We start from the raw sequence: 20,921 nt of genomic DNA, 5'->3' as shown, positions 1-20,921 counted from the left end.
CGCACTTCCCTTTTACTTGTTTACGGGCACGTCTTCATATGTACCTTTATCAGTCGACCAGACGTAATTTTCCCGACTGTCGAGTATCTTCCAGCTATCCCCTGCCAACTGCAGATCAAAGGTCATATAATGCTCCTCTTTTCCTTCCTGCGTCACAATCTTCGACTCGGAGTGCATCCATTTGCCTTCATAGGTTACTTTGGCTGTCACCTGCAGGCGAGTGGGGTCATCCATCGTCGCCGAGTTGTAATTGATCGCGAGACCGGTCAGTTTGCCGTCAAAGATCAGTTTGGGCACCTCGGCGATCTCCCGCTGAAATTGGGCGATTTTTGGCGAATCTTTGGCGAGCAGCGGCGCAAGGCCCTTCAGGCCGGACTTGTCCTTGACGAATTCGATCCAGGCCTTCTCGTACTCCAGCAAGACCCCTGTGATCGCCGATTTAAACTGCGGAGCGGCCGTGAGATCAAAGGCAAATTCGAGGCTGGTATCCGATTGAGCCAGCGTCTTTTGCTGCTCCAATTCTCCGAACGGCGTCTGAACCTTCAACGTGAAGTCAAGCGGTGCAAAAGGCACATCTTCAATCGTCGCGGTATACGACCCCCACGACGGCGAAAACTCGGCTTCGAGCGGATTTCCCTGATAATAGAGCTGCCCGCCGGGGAGGTTGGCCGCAATCTTCACTTCTTTTGTCTCCAGGTTGACGGTGACAGGGGGAATTTTACCGATTGGGACGGTAAAACGGGTTTCCGATTCGACTTCGCCAAAAGCCGTCTGCATCTTCGCCTTGATCCGGTGTTCGCCGGGCAGGAGCGGACCGATCATGTACGCTTGGTTGTCCGCCGATGACCCGCCGCCGCTGCTCTGTTTAATCTCGACGCCCTGCTCATCCGTTGCCAGCGCAATCTCTCGGGGGACGGCTGTCTTCGCATAGGCAGGGGTGTATTGCACTTTGTAGTCATCGAAGATCATCCATTTTTTCCCGCTCTTTTTCAGCACAAAGGTGGACTCGCGGCTCTTTTCCTCACTCGAAGCAGGAGCGGCCCCGGATTTTCCCTGGTATTGTTCAGCCTCTTTCGACAAGCCTTCGACGAGTTCGGCGAGCTTTCCACTCGCTTTTACCGCCGCTATCATTTGACTGGCAGCATCCTCTGTCCACATCGAGCGTTCCGCTGCGGTTTCCGGAAGAGCAATCTGGGATAATAGTAATTTCGCATCGTTTTCTTCCATCGCCTGCTGAAACCGAGCTACTGTCTTTTGCGGATCGGCGGACGAGCTTCCTGCGGCATACAAACATGCTGCCAGCAGAATCGCCCCTCCGACGGGAACTGTCCATTTCCAGTTGATGGCAGGCGACTTCTTCCTTTTTCGCATGACTTTCGTATCCTCCTACTTGATGATCGCGTCAGAAATATGTATACAAGGCTGAACGCCAAACAAGCTGAGTCTGCATGTTCACCAAAACAATATTCGTCAAATGATGCCAGAAGCCTGCCACATTTCGGGGCATTTTTCGGATAAAAAAAACCCGCATGGCTTATACCCATGGGGGAACTCATTTACGGACTGCCTATTTTTGCCGATATTTCTGCAGCCGCCTTCTTTACTGCGTCAATCAGCAAGGAGAGCCGATCCTCTGTCACCCGAAAGCTGGGAGCGTTGATCGACAGCGCCGCCAGCACGGTTTTGTGGTAGCTGAGGATGGGCGCGGCGACAGCGATGGTGCCCTCGGTCCGCTCCCCGTAGCTGACGGCGAAACCGGCTTGTTTGATCCTGGACAGTTGATCGAAAAACGCCTGCCGCTCCTCGGGCGGCAGCACCTGGCTGACAATCCTCTCGGCCTCCTGCTTTGGCGAATAAGCCAGAATCGCCTTGTTGGGAGCCCCGATCGGCATGGGGATCCGCTCTCCGAGGTTTTCTGCGATGCGAATAATCAACGGGCTGTCTACTTTTTCAATCGGGATCGAATCGAGGCCTTCCGGGATATTGAGATAGATGCTCTCCTCCACTTCCTGGGCAAGCCGCTCCATCACCGGCCTGGCGACATGGCGAAAATCCAGCTTGTCCAAAAGGCGCAGGCCTATCTCGACCCAGGCATATCCGGCACGGTAGTGCTTGGTCACGGGTTCCTGCATCACCAGACCGTGCGCGATCAGCGTAGACATGATGCGATGAAGGGTGCCGAGCGGAAGCGATGTGGCCGCGGCCAGTTCCGAGATCGGCCAAGACGGCTTGTTCTCGTCGGAGATGAGTATAGAGATAATCTTCATTGCCCTGTCGATCGATTGAACCATATCCACAACCCCTGTTACTCAGATAGTGGCAAAGCACTGCTCTCTTTCTGTTTTTTCTGCTTTTTCCCGGTGTGAAGCCTGTTTTCCAGCTGGTGGACAAAATACGTGAACAGCATGATCATCACCAGGTAGAACAAGCCGATGACGATGTAGGTCTCCAATTGCCGGTAGTTGGATGCCGCTACGCTTAATCCCGTTCCCCACAAGTCCATCATACCTACGTATGCGACCAGGGACGAATCCTTCAGCCCGATGATAAATTGGTTGCCGAGCGGCGGAATCGCCCTGCGGAAAGCCTGCGGCAGGATAATTCTGCGCATCGCCAGCGGGTAGGACATCCCGAGCGACCGGGACGCTTCCATCTGGCCGCGGTCGATCGACTGGATCGCGCCGCGGAAGATCTCCGCGATGTAGGCGCCATTGTGTACCGCCAGCGCCAACGCCCCGGCCCAAAACTTCGAGAGTACGACGATATTGGTGATTCCGAAGTAGAGGATACAGATTTGCACGATGAGCGGCGTGCCGCGAATGACGGTAATGTATGCATGCGCGAGGTAGTTAAGCGCTTTTACATGAGAAATCCGAAAAAAGGCGAAGATGAGTCCGAAGCCGCATCCCAGCAAGAGCGCCACAGCCGTCAACCGAAGCGTCAGCCATGCGGCCTTGAAAAACAGCGGATAGTTCTGCATGAGAATTTCAAAGATGATCAAGCTTCATCACTCCCCGAGCTTTCTTGAAAACAAGGGGTGCCGGCCTGCGACACCCCTGTTCGTTGCGGCGGATTACTGCTTTTCGCCCAAAATGCTGCGGCCAAACCACTTCTCGCTGATCTTGTCATACGTACCGTCTGCGATAATCTCCGCCAAGGCCTTGTTCACTTTTTCCAGCAGTTCCGTATCTTCTTTTCTCACGGCAATGGCCTGCTCGTCGTAGCTCATCGGTTTGTCAACATCCTTGATCTTGCCTGGGTTCTCTTTCATGAAGCGCAAGCCGACCATCTGATCGGTGATCACCACGTCCGTACGTCCGGTCGTCAAATCAAGCAATGCCGTAATGTCGCTGTCGTACGAGGTGATATTGTCCTGATCGGTCATCTTCTTGGCGATCTCCAGGTAGATCGAGCCTTTTTGTGCGCCGATTTTCTTTCCTTTGATGTCATCAACCGTTTTGATATCGTTGTTTGATTCCTGGACAAAAACCTGCGAACCCGAGCGATAGTACGGGTCGCTGAAGTTAACCGCTTTCAAACGGTCCTCGTTGATGGTCAAGCTGCCGATAACCGTATCGTACTTTTTCGCCTGCAGCCCCTGGATGATCGTCTCGAACGGATTGGTCACCGGCTTCGGGTTCATCCCCATCTTCTCGGCCAATGCCTTCCCGATCTCCACGTCGAAACCGGTCAGCTCGCCGTTCTCCGTAAAGTTGAACGGCTTGTACAATCCGCTCATCGCGTAGGTGAAATCCGGTTTTCCGGAGTCGGAAGGCTGGCTGCCGCTGCTGCTGCCTCCCGTCGAGGCGTTTTCCGACGAACCGCACCCGGTCAGCGCCAGCGCCCCCGCCAGCACCGTCGTCAAGACTGATATCATCCATTTTGCTTTCTTTTTCATAAATTGATTGCCCCCTCTGGCTTCTGTTTTATTTGAAAATGCTTTTCAAAAACTGTTTGGTCCGCTCATGCTGCGGATTCCCGAAAAAATGGCCGGGCTGGCCCTGTTCGAGAATCTGGCCGTTGTCCATAAACACGACCCGGTCAGCTACCTCGCGGGCAAATCCCATTTCGTGGGTGACGACGATCATTGTCATGCCTTCCTTGGCCAGCTGCTTCATCACCTGCAGCACCTCCCCGACCAATTCCGGGTCGAGTGCCGAGGTCGGCTCGTCGAACAGCATGATTTTCGGCGCCATCGCCAACGCCCGGGCGATCGCCACCCGCTGCTTCTGTCCGCCCGACAGCATGTCGGGGTAGACGTCTGCCTTGTCCGCCATGCCTACTTTGCGCAGCAGGTCGTGCGCCATGCTCCTCGCTTCTGCCGGATTCATCTTCTTGACGTAGACCGGCGCCTCCATCACATTTTCCAAGGCAGTCTTATGCGGAAACAGGTTGAAATGCTGAAAAACCATGCCTACTTCCGCGCGAAACCGGTTCAGGTCCGTTTTATGCGGTTCGATGTGCCTGCCGTCGACCCAGATCTCTCCTTGATCATATACTTCCAGAAAATTCAAACATCTGAGCAGAGTGCTTTTTCCGGAACCGCTGGCCCCGAGCAGGACCACTACTTCTCTCTCGTCAACCGAAAGATCGACACCCTTCAAGACGGTTAACGAACCAAATGACTTGTACAGATTCTTCACTTTGATCATCCTGATTTGATCCCCCCATCTCGAAGAGTCTGCCATGATTATTTAATCGTTTCTGTATTTCGGAAAACGTTTCTATTTTTATATTTTATTATATTTCAATTTTACAAATCTGCAAGTATATTTACAAAATTCCCTCTTTGAAAAAAATGCCTTCCGTCTCTTTTCAGAGGGAAGGCTTCGGTCGGACCGTTTTATTTCAGCAGACGGCGAATCACTTCATTGGTCAAATTGGGCACCATCTCTGCCGAATAGGCAATTTCCATCCGCTCGTATTTCTTGTGGGCGTCAAATCCGTACGGCCCGATGTTGATCGCCGGGACGTTGAGATCGCGGATGTCCTGGTACTCCACGTAGTGCTTCGTGCCCCATGCCGGGTTGTTGTCGCACAGCGCACGGATTCCTTCTTCGTCGTCGCTCAGGGCGACAAAGCTCATGTCGCTGATGTGCGGAAAAAAGTTCTTCGCCACGATCGGGCGGGGGTAGTGCGGCTGAAACGCGGCAATCGCCTGCTCCAGGGCGTCCAACAGCTGCTGTTCCCGTTCGTCCCCTCCCGTCACTTCCACGCGCGGAGAATAGAGAGAAGAGTAGAAGAGGATGATTGCGGGGCTCTTGTCCTTCATCCAGTTCCACGCTTCTTCCACCACCCTGGCGGCAAACATCCTCGTATCCAGGCTCTTGTCTTCGAGCAGCTTCTCCTTGAACGCTTGCATATGCTGGACATATCTTTCCCCGTGTTCTTTTACCAACATATCCTGCATCTCTTCGTAGATCAGGACGCGGGTCTTCCAAGGCAGTTCGCGAATGGCGGCGCCGCTTCGCTCACAGTACAGCCGATGGCGTTCGCGCAGCGTTCGCAGGGCGCTGTCAAAGGCGATCTCCGCCTGCTCCTTCAGCCTCGCCAGCACCTCCTTCGGCGACCAGGAGAGGATGAAAAAGTTGTAGTACACATACGCTGCCAAGGCGGTCTGGACCGTGTAGGACGGCTTCAGATCCATCTGCTTCAAAGAGACGGGCGGCGCCGGAAATTCTCCGAGGGCGTCGTCGACCAGATCCGGGTTGTAGCTGATCTGCCGCGTCAGCTCTGCAGCGATGAAGTTCGGGTCCAGCCCTTCAAAGCAGGAACCGACATGGGTTTCCGCCCCGGTGATAAAAAACGAGGGGAGCAGCTTGCCGATCGTCCCTTTGTAGATGTAGCGGTTCTCGTCCCCTTCGCAGTCGGCCGAGACAAAGTCGGAGTTGATCAGGGCGACGTAGTCAAAGCCATGCTGGTCCCGCCACTTTTTCAACTCTTTCAAGGCGGACAGGACCCCGTGGGAGCCGTCTTCTTCGTCGCATTCGGCCAGCAGCACGAGGTTGCCCGCCAGCTCCTCCGGATGTTCGGAGTAGTATTTCAAGAGGTACAGATGGCTGGCGACGCCGCTTTTCATATCCAGCACCCCGCGGCCAAAATGCCACTCCCCCGAGTCCAAATGTTCCTTCACCGGCTGCGGCAGGGGTTCTTCGCGAAGCGCCAGCATCAGTCGGCCCGGATCACAAGCCTTCTCCCTCAAGTGGGCGTAGTCCTCAATGCCTACCGTATCGATGTGTCCCATCAAAATGACCGTTTTGCTGCTGGGCGCCTTCGTGCCTTTGACACAGGCCAGCACATTGTACCGTTCCCGTTCGTCGTCTACGGTCCGAGTCTTGATCACTTGATCGGGATGCTGGGCAAAGTACGGGAAGGCAGCGATGATCTGATGCAGCCGATCGGCCATCCTGATCTCTCCCTCTGTATTGACCACGCTTTCTACATTCACTAGTTCATCAGTTATTCTCAATACTTCTTCACGGCAAGACAGCATCAAGATGCCACTCCTTCAAGGGGAAATAGTTTTATAGTTTTATTGTTCACATTCGTCGCACTTTTGTCAAAACATTCGATTTAGAAAAAAAGCGGCATCTGCTGACAACGATCTTCAGCAAATGCCGCCATGCGATGCGATGTGATGCTGTCTCTTACCAGGAGGACAAAGGCATTCTTTTCCAGTTATTGTCTTTTACACATACGTACAGATAGTTTTCATCCCAGGCGATATCCCCTTGCTTACCCTCCGCCGAGGAGGATGCCGGCGTATACGACGAGCGCACCCGAATCCGGTTGTCGTTCACATCCAGCCGCCGCTCCGGCGTGGTTGTGTTGATCCCTACGTACCCGTTGCTTCGGATGATGGACAGCGCCGCGTCCAACGCCCCTCCCTCGTCGTCAAAGCGGACAATCTGAAAATCGGAACCGGCGTTGTTCCCCGTCTCACGGGTGGAATCCCCGCGAATCGCCCAGCGGTTGACGCCGGTTTTTGTGTCATTTTCCTTTTGAATCTGAAACTCCTTGTTTTGCCCGTCTTCCCCGGTGACCCGGGCTGCCCCGCTTCTCACGGTGAAGTTGGATGAATGGGTGTTGATCTCCGCGACGTCTTGGTCGAACGGGACTTCGAACCGGGTGAATAATTCATTCGCATGCTCCCCTTCCGGCGACATCGTCGTTTCGATCGAGATGTGCTTGTGGGGCGGCTGGCTGGGGTCATTCGCTTTGTCGTGGGCGATGATCGCGGCTTTGTCCTTGCCGTTCTCGTCAGCCCAAGCGATCGCAGGCTTGGCCCGGTCGCCGACCCACTGCAGGCGGATCAAGTCAGACAGGTGGCCCTCCTTTTCCACCCACTTCTGGTCGGTCAACAGGTGCAAGCGCTGATTTTTCGGCAGCTGCAATCCGCCGCCGGGTAGTTCTGATTCCATAAACATCCCTTGAGAATCCTGACCGTTCAGTACGGTTTTAACCGGTGAGGCGTAAGCCCCGACAAACATAGACGCGACAGCAATCGCTGCCATAAGCAGGGACAATCCCAGTTTCCGTTTCATTCCGACTCACTCCTTGAACAGTAGTTTCGTAACCGACAGCACCTTCTTTCGTCCAAAGGGGCGTCTGCTCTGTGATGAATGCCAAGGTACATGGGTTCCGTCGCAACGGCTTTGCTACTTGTCCAACTATTGTTCATCCACTATCGGTGCCTACTGGAATAACCGTAAGGATAATCCCGCGAGAAGTCAATGAGTCTCGAAAACCGGTCTGGTAGTCCTACACGTAAAAAACGCGTCCTATTGCACGATGAAACTGTCGAGGTTTTGCAGTAGCAATTTATTCCTGCGCCAGATAGTCGATATACTCTTCGAACATGTGATGTTCCGTGATAAATTGCTGATAGTAATCCACGTATGGCTCGCCTTGATGGATCAGGCGCTTTAGGTGTTTCGCCAGGCCAATCTGTTCAAATGGCATGTACTGCCGGCTCTCCAGATGATTCTTTTTGTAGTAAAAAACATCTTGATACACCAACTGCTTAGGGGAACACCCCGCCTTGATCGCCCGTTTGATTTTTTCGTCCCGCTTCTCAATGATCCCCAAGTAATCTTCTAGCCTCTTTGTGTACTCTTCCTTTGTTACCACTCCTTTTTGGTGAGAGGTAATATAGTACTTGGCTTCCACCTCAAGCGTTTTTTTCGCCGACTGGATAAACAAGTCAATCTGGCTGTCCGCATTGCAGTACCACGGCCCGAACGAAGTCAGGTCAATATCGCCGACGAGCAGGATTCCGTAATCGGGAAAATAGGGACAGCAAAAGCCTTCGCAATGTCCGGGCGCATGGATCATCACGACTTTTTCACCCGCCAGTTCCATGACTTGATCGAAATGATAGGAGGAATGGATCAGGCCCAGGCAATTTTTCCAGGAAGCAACGCCCCCTTGAGCCGACTGTTCCTGTTTTTTTACCCAAGCTTTCGCACCCTCCTCCCCCAGTACGGCGTAAACACCGTTTGCCTTGGCCAGCTCGGTCAAGCTGGCAACCTTGCCCAGATCGTACGGATTGATCTGCTTTTCTGCCTCCGGGAACAGATAGGCGCCCCATGTGTGGTCAATATGGTAATGCGTCAAAAAGATCTGTTTTACGGCGTGGGCCTGGCGAATCGCTTCAAGGGCTGCATGCCCAGCGCCGCAATCGATCAAAGCGGAGTGATCCCGGCCGTGAATCAGCAGGGTAGCAGAGTAAGGAATTCGGCTGCCGCGCTCCCCCTCGATGACTTCGACAGGACCGATTTTTTGCCTGTTCACTTGCGTCTCTCCTTTTTCCAGCTGTAGTCCGTGCGGCCTGCATCAGCCAAAATAGAAAAAATCACCGGACCGCTTCTCATGTGCGATGCCGCTGCCCAATGGCTCTTGAAGGGATCACTCAAAAGACTTGCGGCTCAGCCACTGCCCGCCATCGATCGTGATGCAATCCCCATTGATGTATTCGGAACCTGGACTCAGCAGGAAGCAGGCCAAGTGGGCTACCTCTTCCGGCTGACCCAACCGCTTTACCGGCACGCTGTTTACGGTCCGCTGGTGCGCCTCTTCTGTCGGCCACAAGCGGTCCGCTCCACCCGTATCCGCGATCGGACCGGGAGCGATGGCATTTACCCTGATGCCGTACTTGCTTCCCCACTCTACGGCCAGTGTTCTGGTCATCGCCAGCACCCCTGCCTTGGCGCTGGCCGAATGGATGACCCCGGCTCCCGCCGTCCAGGCGTATGTAGCGATAATGTTCAAAATGCTGCCTTGCCGGCCGCTGGCGATCCACTCCTTGCCGACCGCTTGCGTACAGTACCAGGTGCCGTTCAAGACGATGTTGACCACTGCATTCCAGCCGTTGATCGAAAGGTCTTCGGCCGGGCAGATAAAGTTTCCCGCTGCGTTATTGACGAGAGCGTCGATGCGGCCAAACTGCTCTTTTGCCGCCTTGACCATTTCCTCCGCTTTCGCCGGGTCGCGCACGTCCATGGGAAAGGGATAGACTTCCCCGCCCGTCTGTTCGATTTCGGTCTTGGCCTGCTGCAGGCGCTCATCTGATCGCCCGGTTATCACGACCCGCGCGCCTTCCTGCACAAATCTCTTGGCCATGGCCTTGCCCATCCCGCTGCTCCCGCCCGTGACGATCACAACCTTCTCTTTCATGAGGCAACCTCCTACCTTTGTTTTCCTTTATCCCCCTTCTATCATAGTATTCCAACTTGAACTTTTTCACTAGTCAAACTTTTCTTTCTCTTCTGCGCCACTGCTTGATCGTGCCGTTTTTAACAATTATATTCCTTGACGGGAATATTCCTTTTAGAGTATATTATTCTCAACAGGAAGACGACAATATGATAAAGGAGTTGAGCTGATACCAAGGGACCATTACTTAATGAGGTGAGCAGCATGTCAGGGAAGCATCGGGGCATGAACATGACGACGCTAAGTGCTTTGGCCGAACCGAATCGCATGAATATCGTTGAACTCTTGCGCGACGGACCCTTGACCGTGGGAGAAATCGCCGACCGGCTGGGGCTGAGGCAGCCCCAAGCCTCGAAGCATCTGAAGGTGCTTTACGATAACGGGATTGTAGAAGTACAGGCCGAAGCCAACCGCCGGATCTACAAACTCCGGCCCGAGCCCTTCCAGTCACTGAATTCCTGGGTACAGTCCTTCCAGCGGGTTATGGAAGAAAGATTCGACAATCTGGATGACTACTTACGGGAACTGCAAAGCAAGGAAAAATCATAAAATCTTTCACGATCTTGAGGAGGTATTACAATGTCAAACAACGCAATGGATTCAAGAGTAGAAAACGAACGTGTGCTGGTGCTGGAGCGCGTTTTCGATGCGCCGCGCGATCTCGTGTTCAAGATGTTTAAAGAGCCGGAGCATCTGAAACACTGGTGGGGACCAAGAGGATGGGAGGTACCGGTCTGCACTGTCGATTTTCGTCCGGGCGGCATTTGGCATTACTGCATGAAGTGCGTCGATCGGAACTTTGGTGAATTCTTCGGTATGGAATCTTGGGGCAAAGGGGTTTATAAGGAGATTGTCGAGCCGGAGAAGATCGTCTACACCGATTACTTCTCGGATGCCGAAGGCAATTCGAATGACTCTATGCCGTCGACCGAAGTCACAATGGAATTTATCGATCTGGGCGGTAGGACGAAGCTGGTCAGCCGTTCGGAATACGTGTCGGCGGAGGCCCTCAAGACTGTCATGGACATGGGGATGCTCCAAGGCATTACCGAAACTTGGGATCGTCTGGAAGAGCGTCTGAACGAGCTCAAGTAAGGAAAAATGGGAACGGCCGCCTGACTTTTAGTGCAGGCGGCTGTTGCATTTATGTCGCGATCAGCTCGATTTCAAAGCCCATGTCCTCCAGCATGCGATGATCGGCCGTACCCTCCTGACCGGCCGTCGTTAAATAATCGCCGACGAATATCGAATTAGCTGCGTACAAGCCCAGGGGCTGCAAGCTGCGCAAATGCACTTCCCGGCCGCCTGAGATGCGGATTTCCTTCGTCGGGTTGATGTAGCGAAACAGGGCCAGCACCTTGAGGCAATAACGCGGGTGCAGCTGGTTTGCTCCGGCAAGCGGCGTCCCTTCGATCGGGATCAGGAAATTGACCGGAATGGAATCCGCATCCAGCGCTTTAAGGGCCCGTGCCGCGCTGATCACATCCGCTTTCGTCTCGTTCATGCCGATGATCACACCGGAGCAGGGAGAGATGCCCGCCTCCTTAATTGCGTTCAAAGTGTTCACCCTGTCTTGGTAGGTGTGGGAGGTGGTGATGTTGGCGTGGTGGTGTTCGGATGTATTGAGGTTGTGATTGTAGCGTTCCACCCCCGCTTCCTTCAACAGGAGAGCCTGCTGCGGTTTGATGATGCCGAGGCAGGCGCAGATCTTCAGGTTGTAATTCGCTTTGATCTCCCGTACCGCTTCTGCCACGATCTCGACATCGCGGCTGGACGGACCGCGGCCGCTGGCGACGATGCAGTATGTGCCCGCCTTCAATTGGTAAGCCTGCTGGGCTCCCCTGAGCAAATCCTCCTTGTTCATGAGCGGATACTTCTCAATCGGCGCGCTGGAGACGGACGACTGGGAGCAGTACCCGCAGTTTTCCGGACAGTGACCGCTTTTGGCGTTTACGATCATGTTCAGTTTTACTTTTTTGCCAAAATAGCGCTGGCGGATGTGAAAAGCTCCGTGCAGCAAGGCGAGCAGCTCCTCGTCAGGGCACTCCAGGATGGCCATCGCTTCCTCGTCGGCAAGCTCATCGCCGGCCAAGACGCGGTTCGCCAGTTCCAACCAATTTGTCATGACTGTTCCCCCATTTCTTTTAATCGCCGCAAAATCTTCTCGGCGTCTGTCCTCGGTTCGGCAGCATGCAACACTGCCTGTTTTACACTCGGGATCAGCGGCTGTTCAAACTTCGGCAAAATTCCCAAAACAGGAACCTGTGTCAATTTTTCGATCATCTTGACATTATCTGTTTCCATGCAGGTCGGCTTTGCCGGCATTCCGTTGACAATCAATCCGGCAACTGGAATGTGATGGGTCCTGGCGTAGGATACCGTCAGCAAAGTGTGATTAATCGTTCCCAAGCCCGGCTGCGTGACGAGGATGATCGGCACCTGCAAGAGGTGGATCAAGTGCATCGTCATATAGACGAAGGAAGGTTTGGCGGCAAGCGGCACGGCGAGCCCGCCTGCCCCTTCGACCAGCACAAGTTGATGCTTCGCTTTTAATCGCCGATACTGTTCCGCAATGCGCTGCGGTTCAATCGTCTGACCAGCCTGCTGTGCTGCCAGGTGAGGGGAAACGGCCGCTTCCAGGCAATACGTGCATAAATCGCCTTGATCATAGGGAAGCCGGGCAACGTCGCGGTAAAAGGCGACGTCCTCTGCGACCAGTTCTTCTCCCCGGCGGATGCTCCCGCTTTGAATCGGCTTGTATGGCACGGCGTCGATTCCCGCGCGGCGAAACAGGGCGGCCAGGTAAGCTGTCACCAGCGTTTTTCCCACACCGGTCCCCGTTCCCGTGATGAATACTCCCAGATGCTCCAACGCTTACCTGCCTCCTTTTGCACTCATGTACGGCAATCGGGGCAGCGCCTTTTGCAGACGGACAGCCAGAATCGCCGCGGCGAAACAGAGGATCACATCCCCCGTCACATTAAGCACAAACCCCGTCATGAAAACGTACCAAAAGCTTGCCGATTCCCCGACCCAGGTGTTCATCGACAGGTAGAGATATAGCACGCCGCAAGCGTAGACCGGGATCATCCCGGCGAAGTTGGCCAGCAAATAGTCCCGAAAGCGCAGGTTGCTCCGTTTCTCGATGAGCTTTCCAATCAAATAGCTGGCCAGCACGAAACCGATCAAATAGCCAAATGTCGGCTTCAGCACGTAGATGATGCCTCCGCCGGAGGTGAAGATGGGAAACCCGGCCAGTCCAACCCCGAGGTAGAGGAGCTGGCTTAAAGCTCCCCGCTTGCTGCCCAAAAGCGCCCCCGACAGAAAGACAAACAGGATCTGCAGGGTAAACGGATCGACTGTCAGCGGAATCTTGATGTACGCCCCGATCGCGGTAAGGGCCGCAAACAGCGCGACCAGGATCAGGGAAAAAGGCGAGCTGCCAGGCCGGCTCATATGCTCCTTCACTCCTTATTCCGAATATATGTAAACTTATTTAGTAAACAAGTTAACATATAATACGGATTTTAGTCAACCTTATAATAATTCAAGTTGACAATTACCTGTAAAAAGGACCCTGAAGGGCATTTTGCCCCAGGGTCCCGTTGATTAATGATGCAGGCGCAGTTACTCGTCCCGCTTATTCTTTTTGCTCTTTTGACTCGCTGCCCAGAAGGCTCCCATGCCGGTCAGGGGAAAATGCAGCCTACGTTAGTTTTCGGATCGACACCCGGTTGTCGTGAAGCGTGCTGCCCCAGCCCATATCGGTCAAGCGGTCGCTGGTCAGGACGTTGATGGAGTGGTTGTCAGGCGTGTGCTCTGTCCACCAGACGCCCTCTGCGACTGCGACGCCCAGCGGCACATCGTCCGTGAGCTGTGCCCAGAAGCGCACTGTACCTCGCTTGTTGTATACCTCGATCCACTCATCTGCCTCAATGCCCCGCTCTCTCGCCGATTCGGGATGGATTTTAAGCGTTGGCTTCCCCTCCTGTTCCCGCAGCTTTGCCACGGCTCCAAAGGATGTGTTCAAGGTGAAATGGGCGGGCGGCGTCAACAGGTGCAGTTCTCCTTCCTCTTCCGGCAGCTCCAGGTAGGCAGGCAGCGGCGGATGTCCGTCGCGTGCCATGCGCTCCGAGTAAAATTCCAGCTTGCCCGACGGAGTGGGAAACCCGCCGGAGAGCAGATCGTCCCAGTCCGTGAGCTCAATCGCTTTCCCGGAGAGAAACGCTGCGCGCTTTGCCTCATCCTGCTTCAAGGTCGGAAACAGATCCAGCGCCAACTCTTCATTCGGCCTGGTAAAGACCTCGTCGTCAAAACCCATTTTCTCCGCCAGCGCCTTGTAAAAGTCCCGATTGCTGCGCGCCTCGCCGAGCGGAGCGATTACCGGCTCCGCCTTTTGCAGATAGGTGTGGCCGTAGCTCTTGTACACGTCGAAGTTTTCAAACGACGTCGTCGCCGGCAGTACGATATCGGCGTATCTGGCTGTATCCGTCATAAATTGCTCGTGTACGACGGTGAACAGATCGTCACGCAGCAGACCCTGACGGACCAGATTGTTGTCCGGACAGGAAAGCGCCGGATTGCCCCCTGACACAAACAGACAGGTGATCGGCGGCTCTGCGACATGCAGCAGGTTATGGCCAAACCGTACCAGGTCGAGGATGCGCGTCTCCCCGGGCATGAGATCTGGGCGTGTCAGCACTTCCATCCTTCTCGGAAACGCTTTGCCGGTAAACATCAGCGCTCCGCCGCCCGGCTTGTGATACGCGCCAACCAGTCCCGGCAGGCAGGCGATCGTTCGGATGGACATGCCCCCCCGCCGGCTGCGGGACAGCCCGATGCCAAGCCGGATAAAAGGTGCGCGGGCCTGACCGTAGAGGCGGGCCAAACGGCGTATGTCTTCCGCCGGCACCCCGGTCGCGGCAGAGACGCGCTCCGGGGCATACTCCGGCAAAATCTGCAGCAGTTTATCGAAACCATGCGTGTATTTCTCGATGTACGGCCAATCGATCAGTCCCTCGCCGACGAGCACGTTCATCATCCCGAGGGCCAATGCGGCATCGGTGCCGGGGCGGATGGGAATGTACCAGTCTGCCTGTTTTGCCGTGCGGTTTTTGTACGGGTCGATCACGATCATCCTGGCGCCGTTCTTTTTTGCTTGCTTGAAAAAAGCCAGCATATGCATGTTGCTCGACGCCATGTTCATGCCCCAGACGATCAGCAGATCGGTATCGGCCACCGACTCCGGCCGGCTGCCGACCATGTCGCCCATGGTGTAGTTCCAACCTTCATCAGCGGCAGGAGAACAGAGATCGCCGCGGCTGCGGCTCGCACCGATTTTGTGAAAGAAAGGAACGTGGGCATTCATCTGGATCAAGCCCATATTGCCGCTGCCGGACAGGCAGTAGACGGTTTCGCCCCCGTGCTTTGCGACCGCCTGCTTGAGCCGGTCGGCTATTTCGTCAAGCGCCTGCTCCCAGCTGATCCGCTCGAACGAGCCGCTGCCTTTCGGGCCGCTCCGGCGCATCGGATAAAGCAATCGTTCAGGCGAGTGAACCCGCTCTGCATAGCGCAGCACCTTGGAGCACAAGGCCCCGCGCGTGAATGGATGTTCGGGGTCCCCCTTTGTCGATATCACATTGCCTTGGTCATCAACCGTTGCAATAATCGAACAGGTATCCGGACAATCGTGCGGACAAACGGTTTTTAGCTGCTTCACGAGACTATCCCCTTTCGGATGTCGACTTTCCGATGGAAATGAAGATCAAGACGTACGATAATATTAACATTTTTTAGGGGATCTATCCTACTCCAAACTTTCACAAAACGGTTGCCCCTGTCGGTTGAAGGTTTGCCAATCAAGAGTAAAAAACCGCAAACGGCCCATATTAAAAAAAGCTTCAATATGAAGCCTTTTCGAAGAAGTTGTCGAGTCCCTCTTGAGTGGAAGCTTTAACGAATCAAACGGCAATTTCCTGCTGGAGGTATCCACATGGCAGTCTTACATTCTTATTTAAAAGAGCGTGCTGCGCAAACACCCGATGCGGAAGCGCTCGTTTCCCCGCATCGACGTATTACCTATCGAGAATTTTATCAACGGACGATCCAGTTGTCCGCTTTTCTGGCGGATTTGGGCGTTGTCAAAGGGGACCGCGTCGGCATCCTCTGCAAAAACGATCATCCCTACCCGACGATTCTGTTGGCGGCGCTGCAGGCTGGCGCGGTTGCGATCCCGCTCAACTGGCGGTTGACAGCCTACGAACTGGAGGGCATCATGCAGGACGCACAGGCCAAGATGCTGTTTTACGACAAGGAATTCGAGGAGTCCCTCTCCCGGATCCAAGCGACGGGACTTGTCCCGATACGGGTACCTGTGGCAGAAGGGATGGAGCTGACGGACGAATTTGCCGCCATCTTCACCGATCGGAAGACCGCGATTCCGCCTGAAGTCGACCTGTCGGAGGACGATCTTGCATTCGTTCTGTACACCTCGGGAACGACCGGCATTCCCAAGGGATGCATGCTCTCCCACGCCTGCTACGACAGGTACCTGCAGGAAAGCCGTCCGCGCTTCGACCGGCCTGTCCGCTTTCTGGCCGTTCACCCGCTGTTTCACATGAGCAGCACTTCGATGATTTTGTACAACATTTACAGCGGCAACACCATGGTATTCTTGACGGAAAGGGATCCCGCCTCGATCTTGGCTGCGATCGAAAAAGAAAACATCGAAACGATGTTTGCCTTCCCCTCGGTTTACGCCTACCTGCTGGAGGAATGGAAGCGGAAGAATCGGGAGATTTCCTCCCTGAAGTTCGTATCCACCGGCGGAACAAAAGCCTCTTCGGCACTGATTCGGCGGTATCTGGAACTGGGCATTCCCATGGCGCAGGGATACGGCAGCACGGAGGCGTCATTCGTCAGCGGTTGGCACCCGTTGATGGGCATGGACACCGTAGATTCTGTCGGCAAGCCTTTCAAACATGTACAGGTGAAGATCGTCCACCCTGACACAGGGCAGGAGATGCCAACCGGGCAGGTAGGAGAAGTGATCGTGAAGAGTCCTTACCTCTTTAAGGGCTATCTGAACAAACCTGAAGCGACAGCCAAAGTGTTGATCGACGGGTGGTTCCATACGGGAGATGCAGGCACCATCGACCGCGAGGGATATTTGTACATTTCCGGACGGTATAAGGAAATGATCCTGGTGGGCGGAGACAATGTTTACCCGGGCGAGGTGGAAGACGTCATCCAGAAAATCCCCGGTGTACTGGAAGTGGCTGTAGTCGGTGTCCCCCACGAAACATTGGGGGAAACACCGCTCGCCTACGTCGTCAAGCAAGAAGGCAGTACGTTGACAGATGCCGAGATCGTCGGCGAATGCCGGAAGCGGTTGGCTGCCTACAAGATACCCGATGTCGTATTCGTTCGCGACTTGCCGGTTAATGCGGTGGGGAAGGTTGTGAAGCAGGCGTTAACGACGTCATAGTTCCTGGTCCGCCGACGCCAACACCTCGCCGATCGACCGATGGATCACCAGGTCGGCGTACTTATCAACAGGCGTCGGATCGCGATTGACGATAACCAGCTTGGCGCCGCGCCGTTTGGCGATCAAGGGAAATTCATTTGCCGGGCTGACCAAGAGGGATGAGCCCAGCACGATAAATAGCCCTACCCCGTTCAGCAGTTCGTTGGCCAGCTCGATTTGCCGCTGTGACAGCATTTCGCCGAAAAGGACGACATTAGGGCGGACAAATCCGCCGCACCCTTCCGTCCGGCAGCTTGTTAGCAGCTGCGGAGCCAGGTAATCGGTGCAGGGATACTGTGTGCCGCATGTCATGCACCGCAGCGTGCCCAGGTCTCCGTGCAGTTTGGCAATCGTAGCTGTCCCTGCCTGTTCATGGTAGTTCTCGACGTTTTGGGTGATGATCCCTTTGATCACTCCCGCTCGTTCCCATTTTGCCAGAATCTTGTGTCCCTGATTGGGCTGATGTTTCAGCATTTCTTCAATCCGCCAGCGGTAAAACCTGACGAACTCGTCCCGATTCCCGTTCATCGCGTCAATATCCGCCAGCTCGACAGGGTTTCGGTTGTTCCACATCCCCCGGTCGGCAGAACGAAAGTCCTGAAGCCCGCTTTCGGTCGACATGCCAGCTCCTGAGAAGACGACTGTTGAGCGGGACGCTTGTAGAAATGAAGCAAGCATATGATCCATCCTCCTGCGAAAACGACATCCTTTTGCATATAGGCTGGATGTTCGAAGTCTCTTCAAAGTAAGTATACAAGACTTTGGAATGATGTGATGCATAAGTGGTGAAATCGCCCATACATCTCCTCCCCTTTAGGCATATGCTGCAGTGAGGCAACCTAAAAAGGAGGAAATTGAATGTCTAAAGGTATCTTTGGCTGCGAGGGCATCTTAGTCATCTTGGTGCTGTTTATTCTTCTCACCATCATCGGCGTTGAGAATTAATCAGAGGTTTCGGGCAGCCAGAGCGGCTGCCTTTTTCTTTCCCCGGCCAAATTAAATGGACGTAAGCACGAGTTGTGTTCCATTTCCCAGTCACTCCCTTCTTTAGTAGAATTGCCTGTAAAGGAGTGGGTCTTTGTGCTTGCGATTATTCTATTCATTCTCGCCGGGCTGGCAGAGATTGGCGGCGGGTATTTGGTTTGGCTGTGGCTGCGTGAATCCAAGCCCCTTTGGTACGGCATCGTTGGCGGTATCATTCTTCTTGTATACGGGATCGTCCCCACGCTCCAGAACTTCCCGACATTCGGCAGAGTGTATGCCGCTTATGGCGGTGTTTTTGTCGTTCTGGCAGTTCTTTGGGGCTGGTGGATCGATCGGAAAACGCCGGACATGTACGACTGGATCGGAGCTTTGGTATGTGTCGTCGGTGTAGCCATCATGTTATGGGCTCCACGCCATTAGCATCCACCGCTGTGTCCAACCGCTCTAAAAGGAATTTATTTACCCTTGTTTGGGAAAATTACCGTTGAAAGGGGTGTTTCAATGGCGAATCCCAAGGAAACCAAGGAGCAGGGTGACACAAAAGACCTGTTTCAAGCAGGTGCTGATTACATCGAGGCGTTAGAACAGTCAAGCCCTGCCGGAGCGAGTGACGAATATGGACCAGATACCGGAATTCCGTCTAATTACGAAGCCAATCAAGTTGGAATGAAAAAAAGTCTGACGGGATTTGAAGTAAGCAGAAATATTGGCAGGTTATAATCCTCGGGTGCGGGGATTTTTTTCTTTTTTCCCTGCCCTTTTGATTTAGCCTTTATATAAGAAACCTTTTGGTATGGTTAGTCATATTTTTTGCCTCTCTCTTTATGTGGGCCATTACGCTGACTGTTCGAAGCATCAATGTTAAGAAGGGCTAGTTATTTGTGTACCTTCCCCTCAGTAACATGAACTCATGGGGTGAATTTTCATGTCCGACCAACGGCAGCATTTCAACCAATAAAAAGGAAAGCTAGGTTATTAAAACGAGAGGCATTTGTACTCTTGGTATGCGAAGCTTTCCATTGTTGCAGGTCAACGATTTCGACGAGACAAAGTGAGGAGAGTCATTGACTCAAGAAGGCAGACAAACACCCATTTCGCAGGATTTCCGTATCTGTCGTATTCACCATAAGGAAGAAAATCATATCCTATCTGGAAAGTCGGACACTGGCCGGCCTGTACACACATGTGCTTGAAACTGCTTAGAAATGGAGTTGAGAAGTTGACAAGTTCAGCGAAAAGCACCTTCAACAGCTCTATCAAAATTGATGTCCTGATCCCAGCTATTGAGAAAGACCTTGGCACCCTTCCCTATGTCATTGACAGTATCCGTAAGCAAGTGAAGCATCCCGTCGGTAAGATCATGGTTGTATCGCCGCCAAGCAAGCGAATCCAAGACCTTTGCCGGCGTAAAAACTGCACCTTCATCAATGAAAAACGCGTTCTACCGATTACAAAAAAAGACATTCACTACCAAACCAAACGCACCAATCGCTCAGGCTGGCTGTTCCAACAATTGTTGAAGCTGGCGGGAGGAAACTTGACCAAGCAAAGGTATTATCTTGTGATTGACGCCGACACCATACTCATCCGCCCTCATGTCTTTCTCGTCAACGGAAAAACCGTTTTTTACTGCCGCAACTGGAGTCGTCCCGAGTATTTTCGCACCTATAAGAAATTACTGGGGACCAAGCCAACCGCCTCGCGCTCTTTCGTTGCCCACTATATGCTGTTCGACAAATCGAAGCTCTCCCGGCTGAAGTCTAAAATTGAGGCCAGGCATAAGACTAGGTGGTACTGGGCGATTATCAAGAAAACCAACAAACAGAGTTATGCCGGCTTCTCCGAGTTCGAAACTTACGGTAACTTCGTGAAAGCTCACTACCCCGGTCATCTGGTTGTAAGAAGTTCCCTTAACAAAAGCCTCTCTTCAAACCCGGCATCACTTTCTCGTGAACGAATCATCAGACTGGCCCAGAATTATAGGTCGATCTCCTTTCATAAACGCAGATGGTATATCCGGAAGATGGGCGTGAGAAAATGAAGAGCTGCCGAGCCCAACTGCTTGTGACGTAAGATAGTCTCCAAACCTTGGCTGTGTCTGCGGCAATCTTGGACTCGTTAATAACTGACATGTTCTACAATCCTCCGTGCCGCATTTATCCGCAAACGAAACAGCCTCTCAAAACAGCCAATATTCTTCCGTGCCGCTTCCATAACGCCGTTTCGATGCTCCAACGATCCCCAAATCCACTCCCGGCCTTTTTTCACGTCGAACCTGTTCCAGATATTATACTTCACCGCCCTGGTTAACATAATCGAGATTGTGTGCTCAGTATAATTGGTAAATAATTGTAATGGAAGAGATGGAATTTAGGACTTCTGGAGCAAGTACATTTTTCGAATTGTATACCCTCACCCGAACAAAAAAACCCTCCCTTCTCGCATTCTGGAGAGGGAGGGTCCAAACGGTGCGGTTCAAATCTTCAATTCCCCTAGCCGAACAAGTTCGACTACAGCTTGAGACCGTCCTTTCACGCCTAGTTTTTGCATCACATTCGAGATGTGATTGCGCACTGTCTTTTCGCTGATGAAGAGTTGTCCGGCAATCTCTTTAGTTGTCTTATCTTGGACCAAGAGTTCAAATACTTCTCTTTCACGATTCGTTAACAACGGCTTGGTTTGGTCGCTACCCTTCAAT

Annotated in this window: 21 protein-coding genes; 6 read left to right on the top strand and 15 right to left on the bottom strand. The window is 53.4% G+C overall.

Features of this window, described 5'->3' with window-relative positions; all coding sequences use genetic code 11:
- Positions 1–12: 12 nt before the first annotated feature.
- The 9 genes from ACI7RC_RS24995 to fadH form a co-directional block, all read right to left on the bottom strand.
- On the bottom strand, positions 13–1,371 hold the full coding sequence (locus ACI7RC_RS24995) for a TcaA second domain-containing protein (RefSeq protein WP_408110899.1): 1,359 nt from the start codon (positions 1,369–1,371) through the stop codon (positions 13–15).
- Positions 1,372–1,556: 185 nt separating this feature from the next.
- Positions 1,557–2,291, bottom strand: coding sequence for an IclR family transcriptional regulator (locus ACI7RC_RS24990; protein WP_408110898.1), 735 nt, complete (start codon positions 2,289–2,291; stop codon positions 1,557–1,559).
- 14 nt (positions 2,292–2,305) lie between these two features.
- The gene (locus ACI7RC_RS24985) at positions 2,306–2,980 is read right to left on the bottom strand and encodes an amino acid ABC transporter permease (RefSeq protein WP_408110919.1); all 675 of its coding nucleotides are present in this window, start codon (positions 2,978–2,980) and stop codon (positions 2,306–2,308) included.
- A 93-nt stretch (positions 2,981–3,073) separates the two neighbouring features.
- Positions 3,074–3,898, bottom strand: coding sequence for a transporter substrate-binding domain-containing protein (locus ACI7RC_RS24980; protein ID WP_408110897.1), 825 nt, complete (start codon positions 3,896–3,898; stop codon positions 3,074–3,076).
- Between the two features lie 28 nt (positions 3,899–3,926).
- A complete protein-coding gene (locus tag ACI7RC_RS24975) occupies positions 3,927–4,652 on the bottom strand; it encodes an amino acid ABC transporter ATP-binding protein (RefSeq protein WP_408110896.1) in 726 nt (241 codons plus the stop codon).
- Positions 4,653–4,843: 191 nt separating this feature from the next.
- Positions 4,844–6,493, bottom strand: coding sequence for a M20/M25/M40 family metallo-hydrolase (locus ACI7RC_RS24970; RefSeq protein WP_408110895.1), 1,650 nt, complete (start codon positions 6,491–6,493; stop codon positions 4,844–4,846).
- 154 nt (positions 6,494–6,647) lie between these two features.
- Positions 6,648–7,544, bottom strand: a complete 897-nt coding sequence (locus ACI7RC_RS24965) for a hypothetical protein (protein WP_408110894.1) — start codon at positions 7,542–7,544, stop codon at positions 6,648–6,650.
- Positions 7,545–7,821: 277 nt separating this feature from the next.
- A complete protein-coding gene (locus ACI7RC_RS24960; RefSeq protein ID WP_408110893.1) occupies positions 7,822–8,793 on the bottom strand; it encodes an MBL fold metallo-hydrolase in 972 nt (323 codons plus the stop codon).
- A 114-nt stretch (positions 8,794–8,907) separates the two neighbouring features.
- Complete coding sequence (gene fadH / locus ACI7RC_RS24955; protein ID WP_408110892.1) at positions 8,908–9,675, bottom strand: 2,4-dienoyl-CoA reductase; 768 nt, start codon at positions 9,673–9,675, stop codon at positions 8,908–8,910.
- 243 nt (positions 9,676–9,918) lie between these two features.
- Between fadH and ACI7RC_RS24950 the strand changes: the two genes are divergently transcribed.
- Both ACI7RC_RS24950 and ACI7RC_RS24945 read left to right on the top strand, forming a co-directional pair.
- Positions 9,919–10,263, top strand: a complete 345-nt coding sequence (locus tag ACI7RC_RS24950) for an ArsR/SmtB family transcription factor (RefSeq protein ID WP_408110891.1) — start codon at positions 9,919–9,921, stop codon at positions 10,261–10,263.
- 30 nt (positions 10,264–10,293) lie between these two features.
- Complete coding sequence (locus ACI7RC_RS24945; RefSeq protein WP_408110890.1) at positions 10,294–10,809, top strand: SRPBCC domain-containing protein; 516 nt, start codon at positions 10,294–10,296, stop codon at positions 10,807–10,809.
- A 49-nt stretch (positions 10,810–10,858) separates the two neighbouring features.
- On the opposite strand, the gene bioB is transcribed toward ACI7RC_RS24945, so the two are convergent.
- The 4 genes from bioB to ACI7RC_RS24925 all read right to left on the bottom strand — a co-directional run bounded on the left by bioB (position 10,859) and on the right by ACI7RC_RS24925 (position 15,433).
- Positions 10,859–11,839 carry a biotin synthase BioB gene (gene bioB / locus ACI7RC_RS24940; protein WP_408110889.1) on the bottom strand — a complete coding sequence of 327 codons (981 nt, stop codon included), beginning with the start codon at positions 11,837–11,839 and terminating at the stop codon, positions 10,859–10,861.
- Positions 11,836–12,585, bottom strand: a complete 750-nt coding sequence (gene bioD / locus ACI7RC_RS24935) for a dethiobiotin synthase (protein ID WP_408110888.1) — start codon at positions 12,583–12,585, stop codon at positions 11,836–11,838. Before bioD ends, bioB begins: the two co-directional genes overlap by 4 nt.
- A 3-nt stretch (positions 12,586–12,588) precedes the next feature.
- Positions 12,589–13,170, bottom strand: coding sequence for a biotin transporter BioY (locus ACI7RC_RS24930; protein ID WP_408110887.1), 582 nt, complete (start codon positions 13,168–13,170; stop codon positions 12,589–12,591).
- Positions 13,171–13,420: 250 nt separating this feature from the next.
- Positions 13,421–15,433, bottom strand: coding sequence for a molybdopterin-containing oxidoreductase family protein (locus ACI7RC_RS24925; RefSeq protein WP_408110886.1), 2,013 nt, complete (start codon positions 15,431–15,433; stop codon positions 13,421–13,423).
- A 273-nt stretch (positions 15,434–15,706) separates the two neighbouring features.
- Between ACI7RC_RS24925 and ACI7RC_RS24920 the strand changes: the two genes are divergently transcribed.
- Positions 15,707–17,200 carry a class I adenylate-forming enzyme family protein gene (locus ACI7RC_RS24920; RefSeq protein ID WP_408110885.1) on the top strand — a complete coding sequence of 498 codons (1,494 nt, stop codon included), beginning with the start codon at positions 15,707–15,709 and terminating at the stop codon, positions 17,198–17,200.
- On the opposite strand, the gene ACI7RC_RS24915 is transcribed toward ACI7RC_RS24920, so the two are convergent.
- Positions 17,195–17,917: an NAD-dependent deacylase gene (locus ACI7RC_RS24915; RefSeq protein ID WP_408110884.1), complete on the bottom strand. Its 723-nt coding sequence runs from the start codon at positions 17,915–17,917 to the stop codon at positions 17,195–17,197. The two genes, ACI7RC_RS24920 and ACI7RC_RS24915, sit on opposite strands and share 6 nt — an antisense overlap.
- A 402-nt stretch (positions 17,918–18,319) precedes the next feature.
- On the opposite strand from ACI7RC_RS24915, the gene ACI7RC_RS24910 reads away from it, so the two are divergent.
- The 3 genes from ACI7RC_RS24910 (at position 18,320) to ACI7RC_RS24900 (ending at position 20,264) form a co-directional block, all read left to right on the top strand.
- A complete protein-coding gene (locus ACI7RC_RS24910; RefSeq protein ID WP_408110883.1) occupies positions 18,320–18,643 on the top strand; it encodes a YnfA family protein in 324 nt (107 codons plus the stop codon).
- Between the two features lie 81 nt (positions 18,644–18,724).
- Entirely contained in the window at positions 18,725–18,943 is a 219-nt protein-coding gene (locus tag ACI7RC_RS24905) for a hypothetical protein (RefSeq protein WP_408110882.1), read from the top strand.
- Positions 18,944–19,442: 499 nt separating this feature from the next.
- On the top strand, positions 19,443–20,264 hold the full coding sequence (locus ACI7RC_RS24900; protein ID WP_408110881.1) for a DUF6492 family protein: 822 nt from the start codon (positions 19,443–19,445) through the stop codon (positions 20,262–20,264).
- Between the two features lie 434 nt (positions 20,265–20,698).
- Here ACI7RC_RS24900 and ACI7RC_RS24895 read toward each other — a convergent pair whose 3' ends face one another.
- Positions 20,699–20,920 carry a helix-turn-helix domain-containing protein gene (locus ACI7RC_RS24895; RefSeq protein WP_019120228.1) on the bottom strand — a complete coding sequence of 74 codons (222 nt, stop codon included), beginning with the start codon at positions 20,918–20,920 and terminating at the stop codon, positions 20,699–20,701.
- Position 20,921: the final 1 nt, after the last annotated feature.

This window comes from Brevibacillus sp. B_LB10_24 (genome assembly GCF_046036945.1).
Lineage (GTDB): Bacteria > Bacillota > Bacilli > Brevibacillales > Brevibacillaceae > Brevibacillus_C.
The sequence above is the reverse complement of the archived record's forward strand: the minus strand, read 5'-3'. Positions and strand labels throughout refer to the sequence as shown.

Excerpts from the sequence above, each read along its gene's own strand:
- ACI7RC_RS24995 (WP_408110899.1), bottom strand. The coding sequence starts at position 1,371 with ATGCGAAAAAGGAAGAAGTCGCCTGCCATCAACTGGAAATGGACAGTT.
- ACI7RC_RS24990 (WP_408110898.1), bottom strand. The coding sequence starts at position 2,291 with ATGGTTCAATCGATCGACAGGGCAATGAAGATTATCTCTATACTCATC.
- ACI7RC_RS24985 (WP_408110919.1), bottom strand. The coding sequence starts at position 2,980 with ATGCAGAACTATCCGCTGTTTTTCAAGGCCGCATGGCTGACGCTTCGG.
- ACI7RC_RS24980 (WP_408110897.1), bottom strand. The coding sequence starts at position 3,898 with ATGAAAAAGAAAGCAAAATGGATGATATCAGTCTTGACGACGGTGCTG.
- ACI7RC_RS24975 (WP_408110896.1), bottom strand. The coding sequence starts at position 4,652 with ATGATCAAAGTGAAGAATCTGTACAAGTCATTTGGTTCGTTAACCGTC.
- ACI7RC_RS24970 (WP_408110895.1), bottom strand. The coding sequence starts at position 6,493 with ATGCTGTCTTGCCGTGAAGAAGTATTGAGAATAACTGATGAACTAGTG.
- ACI7RC_RS24965 (WP_408110894.1), bottom strand. The coding sequence starts at position 7,544 with ATGAAACGGAAACTGGGATTGTCCCTGCTTATGGCAGCGATTGCTGTC.
- fadH (WP_408110892.1), bottom strand. The coding sequence starts at position 9,675 with ATGAAAGAGAAGGTTGTGATCGTCACGGGCGGGAGCAGCGGGATGGGC.
- ACI7RC_RS24950 (WP_408110891.1), top strand. The coding sequence starts at position 9,919 with ATGTCAGGGAAGCATCGGGGCATGAACATGACGACGCTAAGTGCTTTG.
- ACI7RC_RS24945 (WP_408110890.1), top strand. The coding sequence starts at position 10,294 with ATGTCAAACAACGCAATGGATTCAAGAGTAGAAAACGAACGTGTGCTG.
- bioB (WP_408110889.1), bottom strand. The coding sequence starts at position 11,839 with ATGACAAATTGGTTGGAACTGGCGAACCGCGTCTTGGCCGGCGATGAG.
- ACI7RC_RS24930 (WP_408110887.1), bottom strand. The coding sequence starts at position 13,170 with ATGAGCCGGCCTGGCAGCTCGCCTTTTTCCCTGATCCTGGTCGCGCTG.
- ACI7RC_RS24920 (WP_408110885.1), top strand. The coding sequence starts at position 15,707 with ATGGCAGTCTTACATTCTTATTTAAAAGAGCGTGCTGCGCAAACACCC.
- ACI7RC_RS24915 (WP_408110884.1), bottom strand. The coding sequence starts at position 17,917 with ATGCTTGCTTCATTTCTACAAGCGTCCCGCTCAACAGTCGTCTTCTCA.
- ACI7RC_RS24905 (WP_408110882.1), top strand. The coding sequence starts at position 18,725 with ATGGCGAATCCCAAGGAAACCAAGGAGCAGGGTGACACAAAAGACCTG.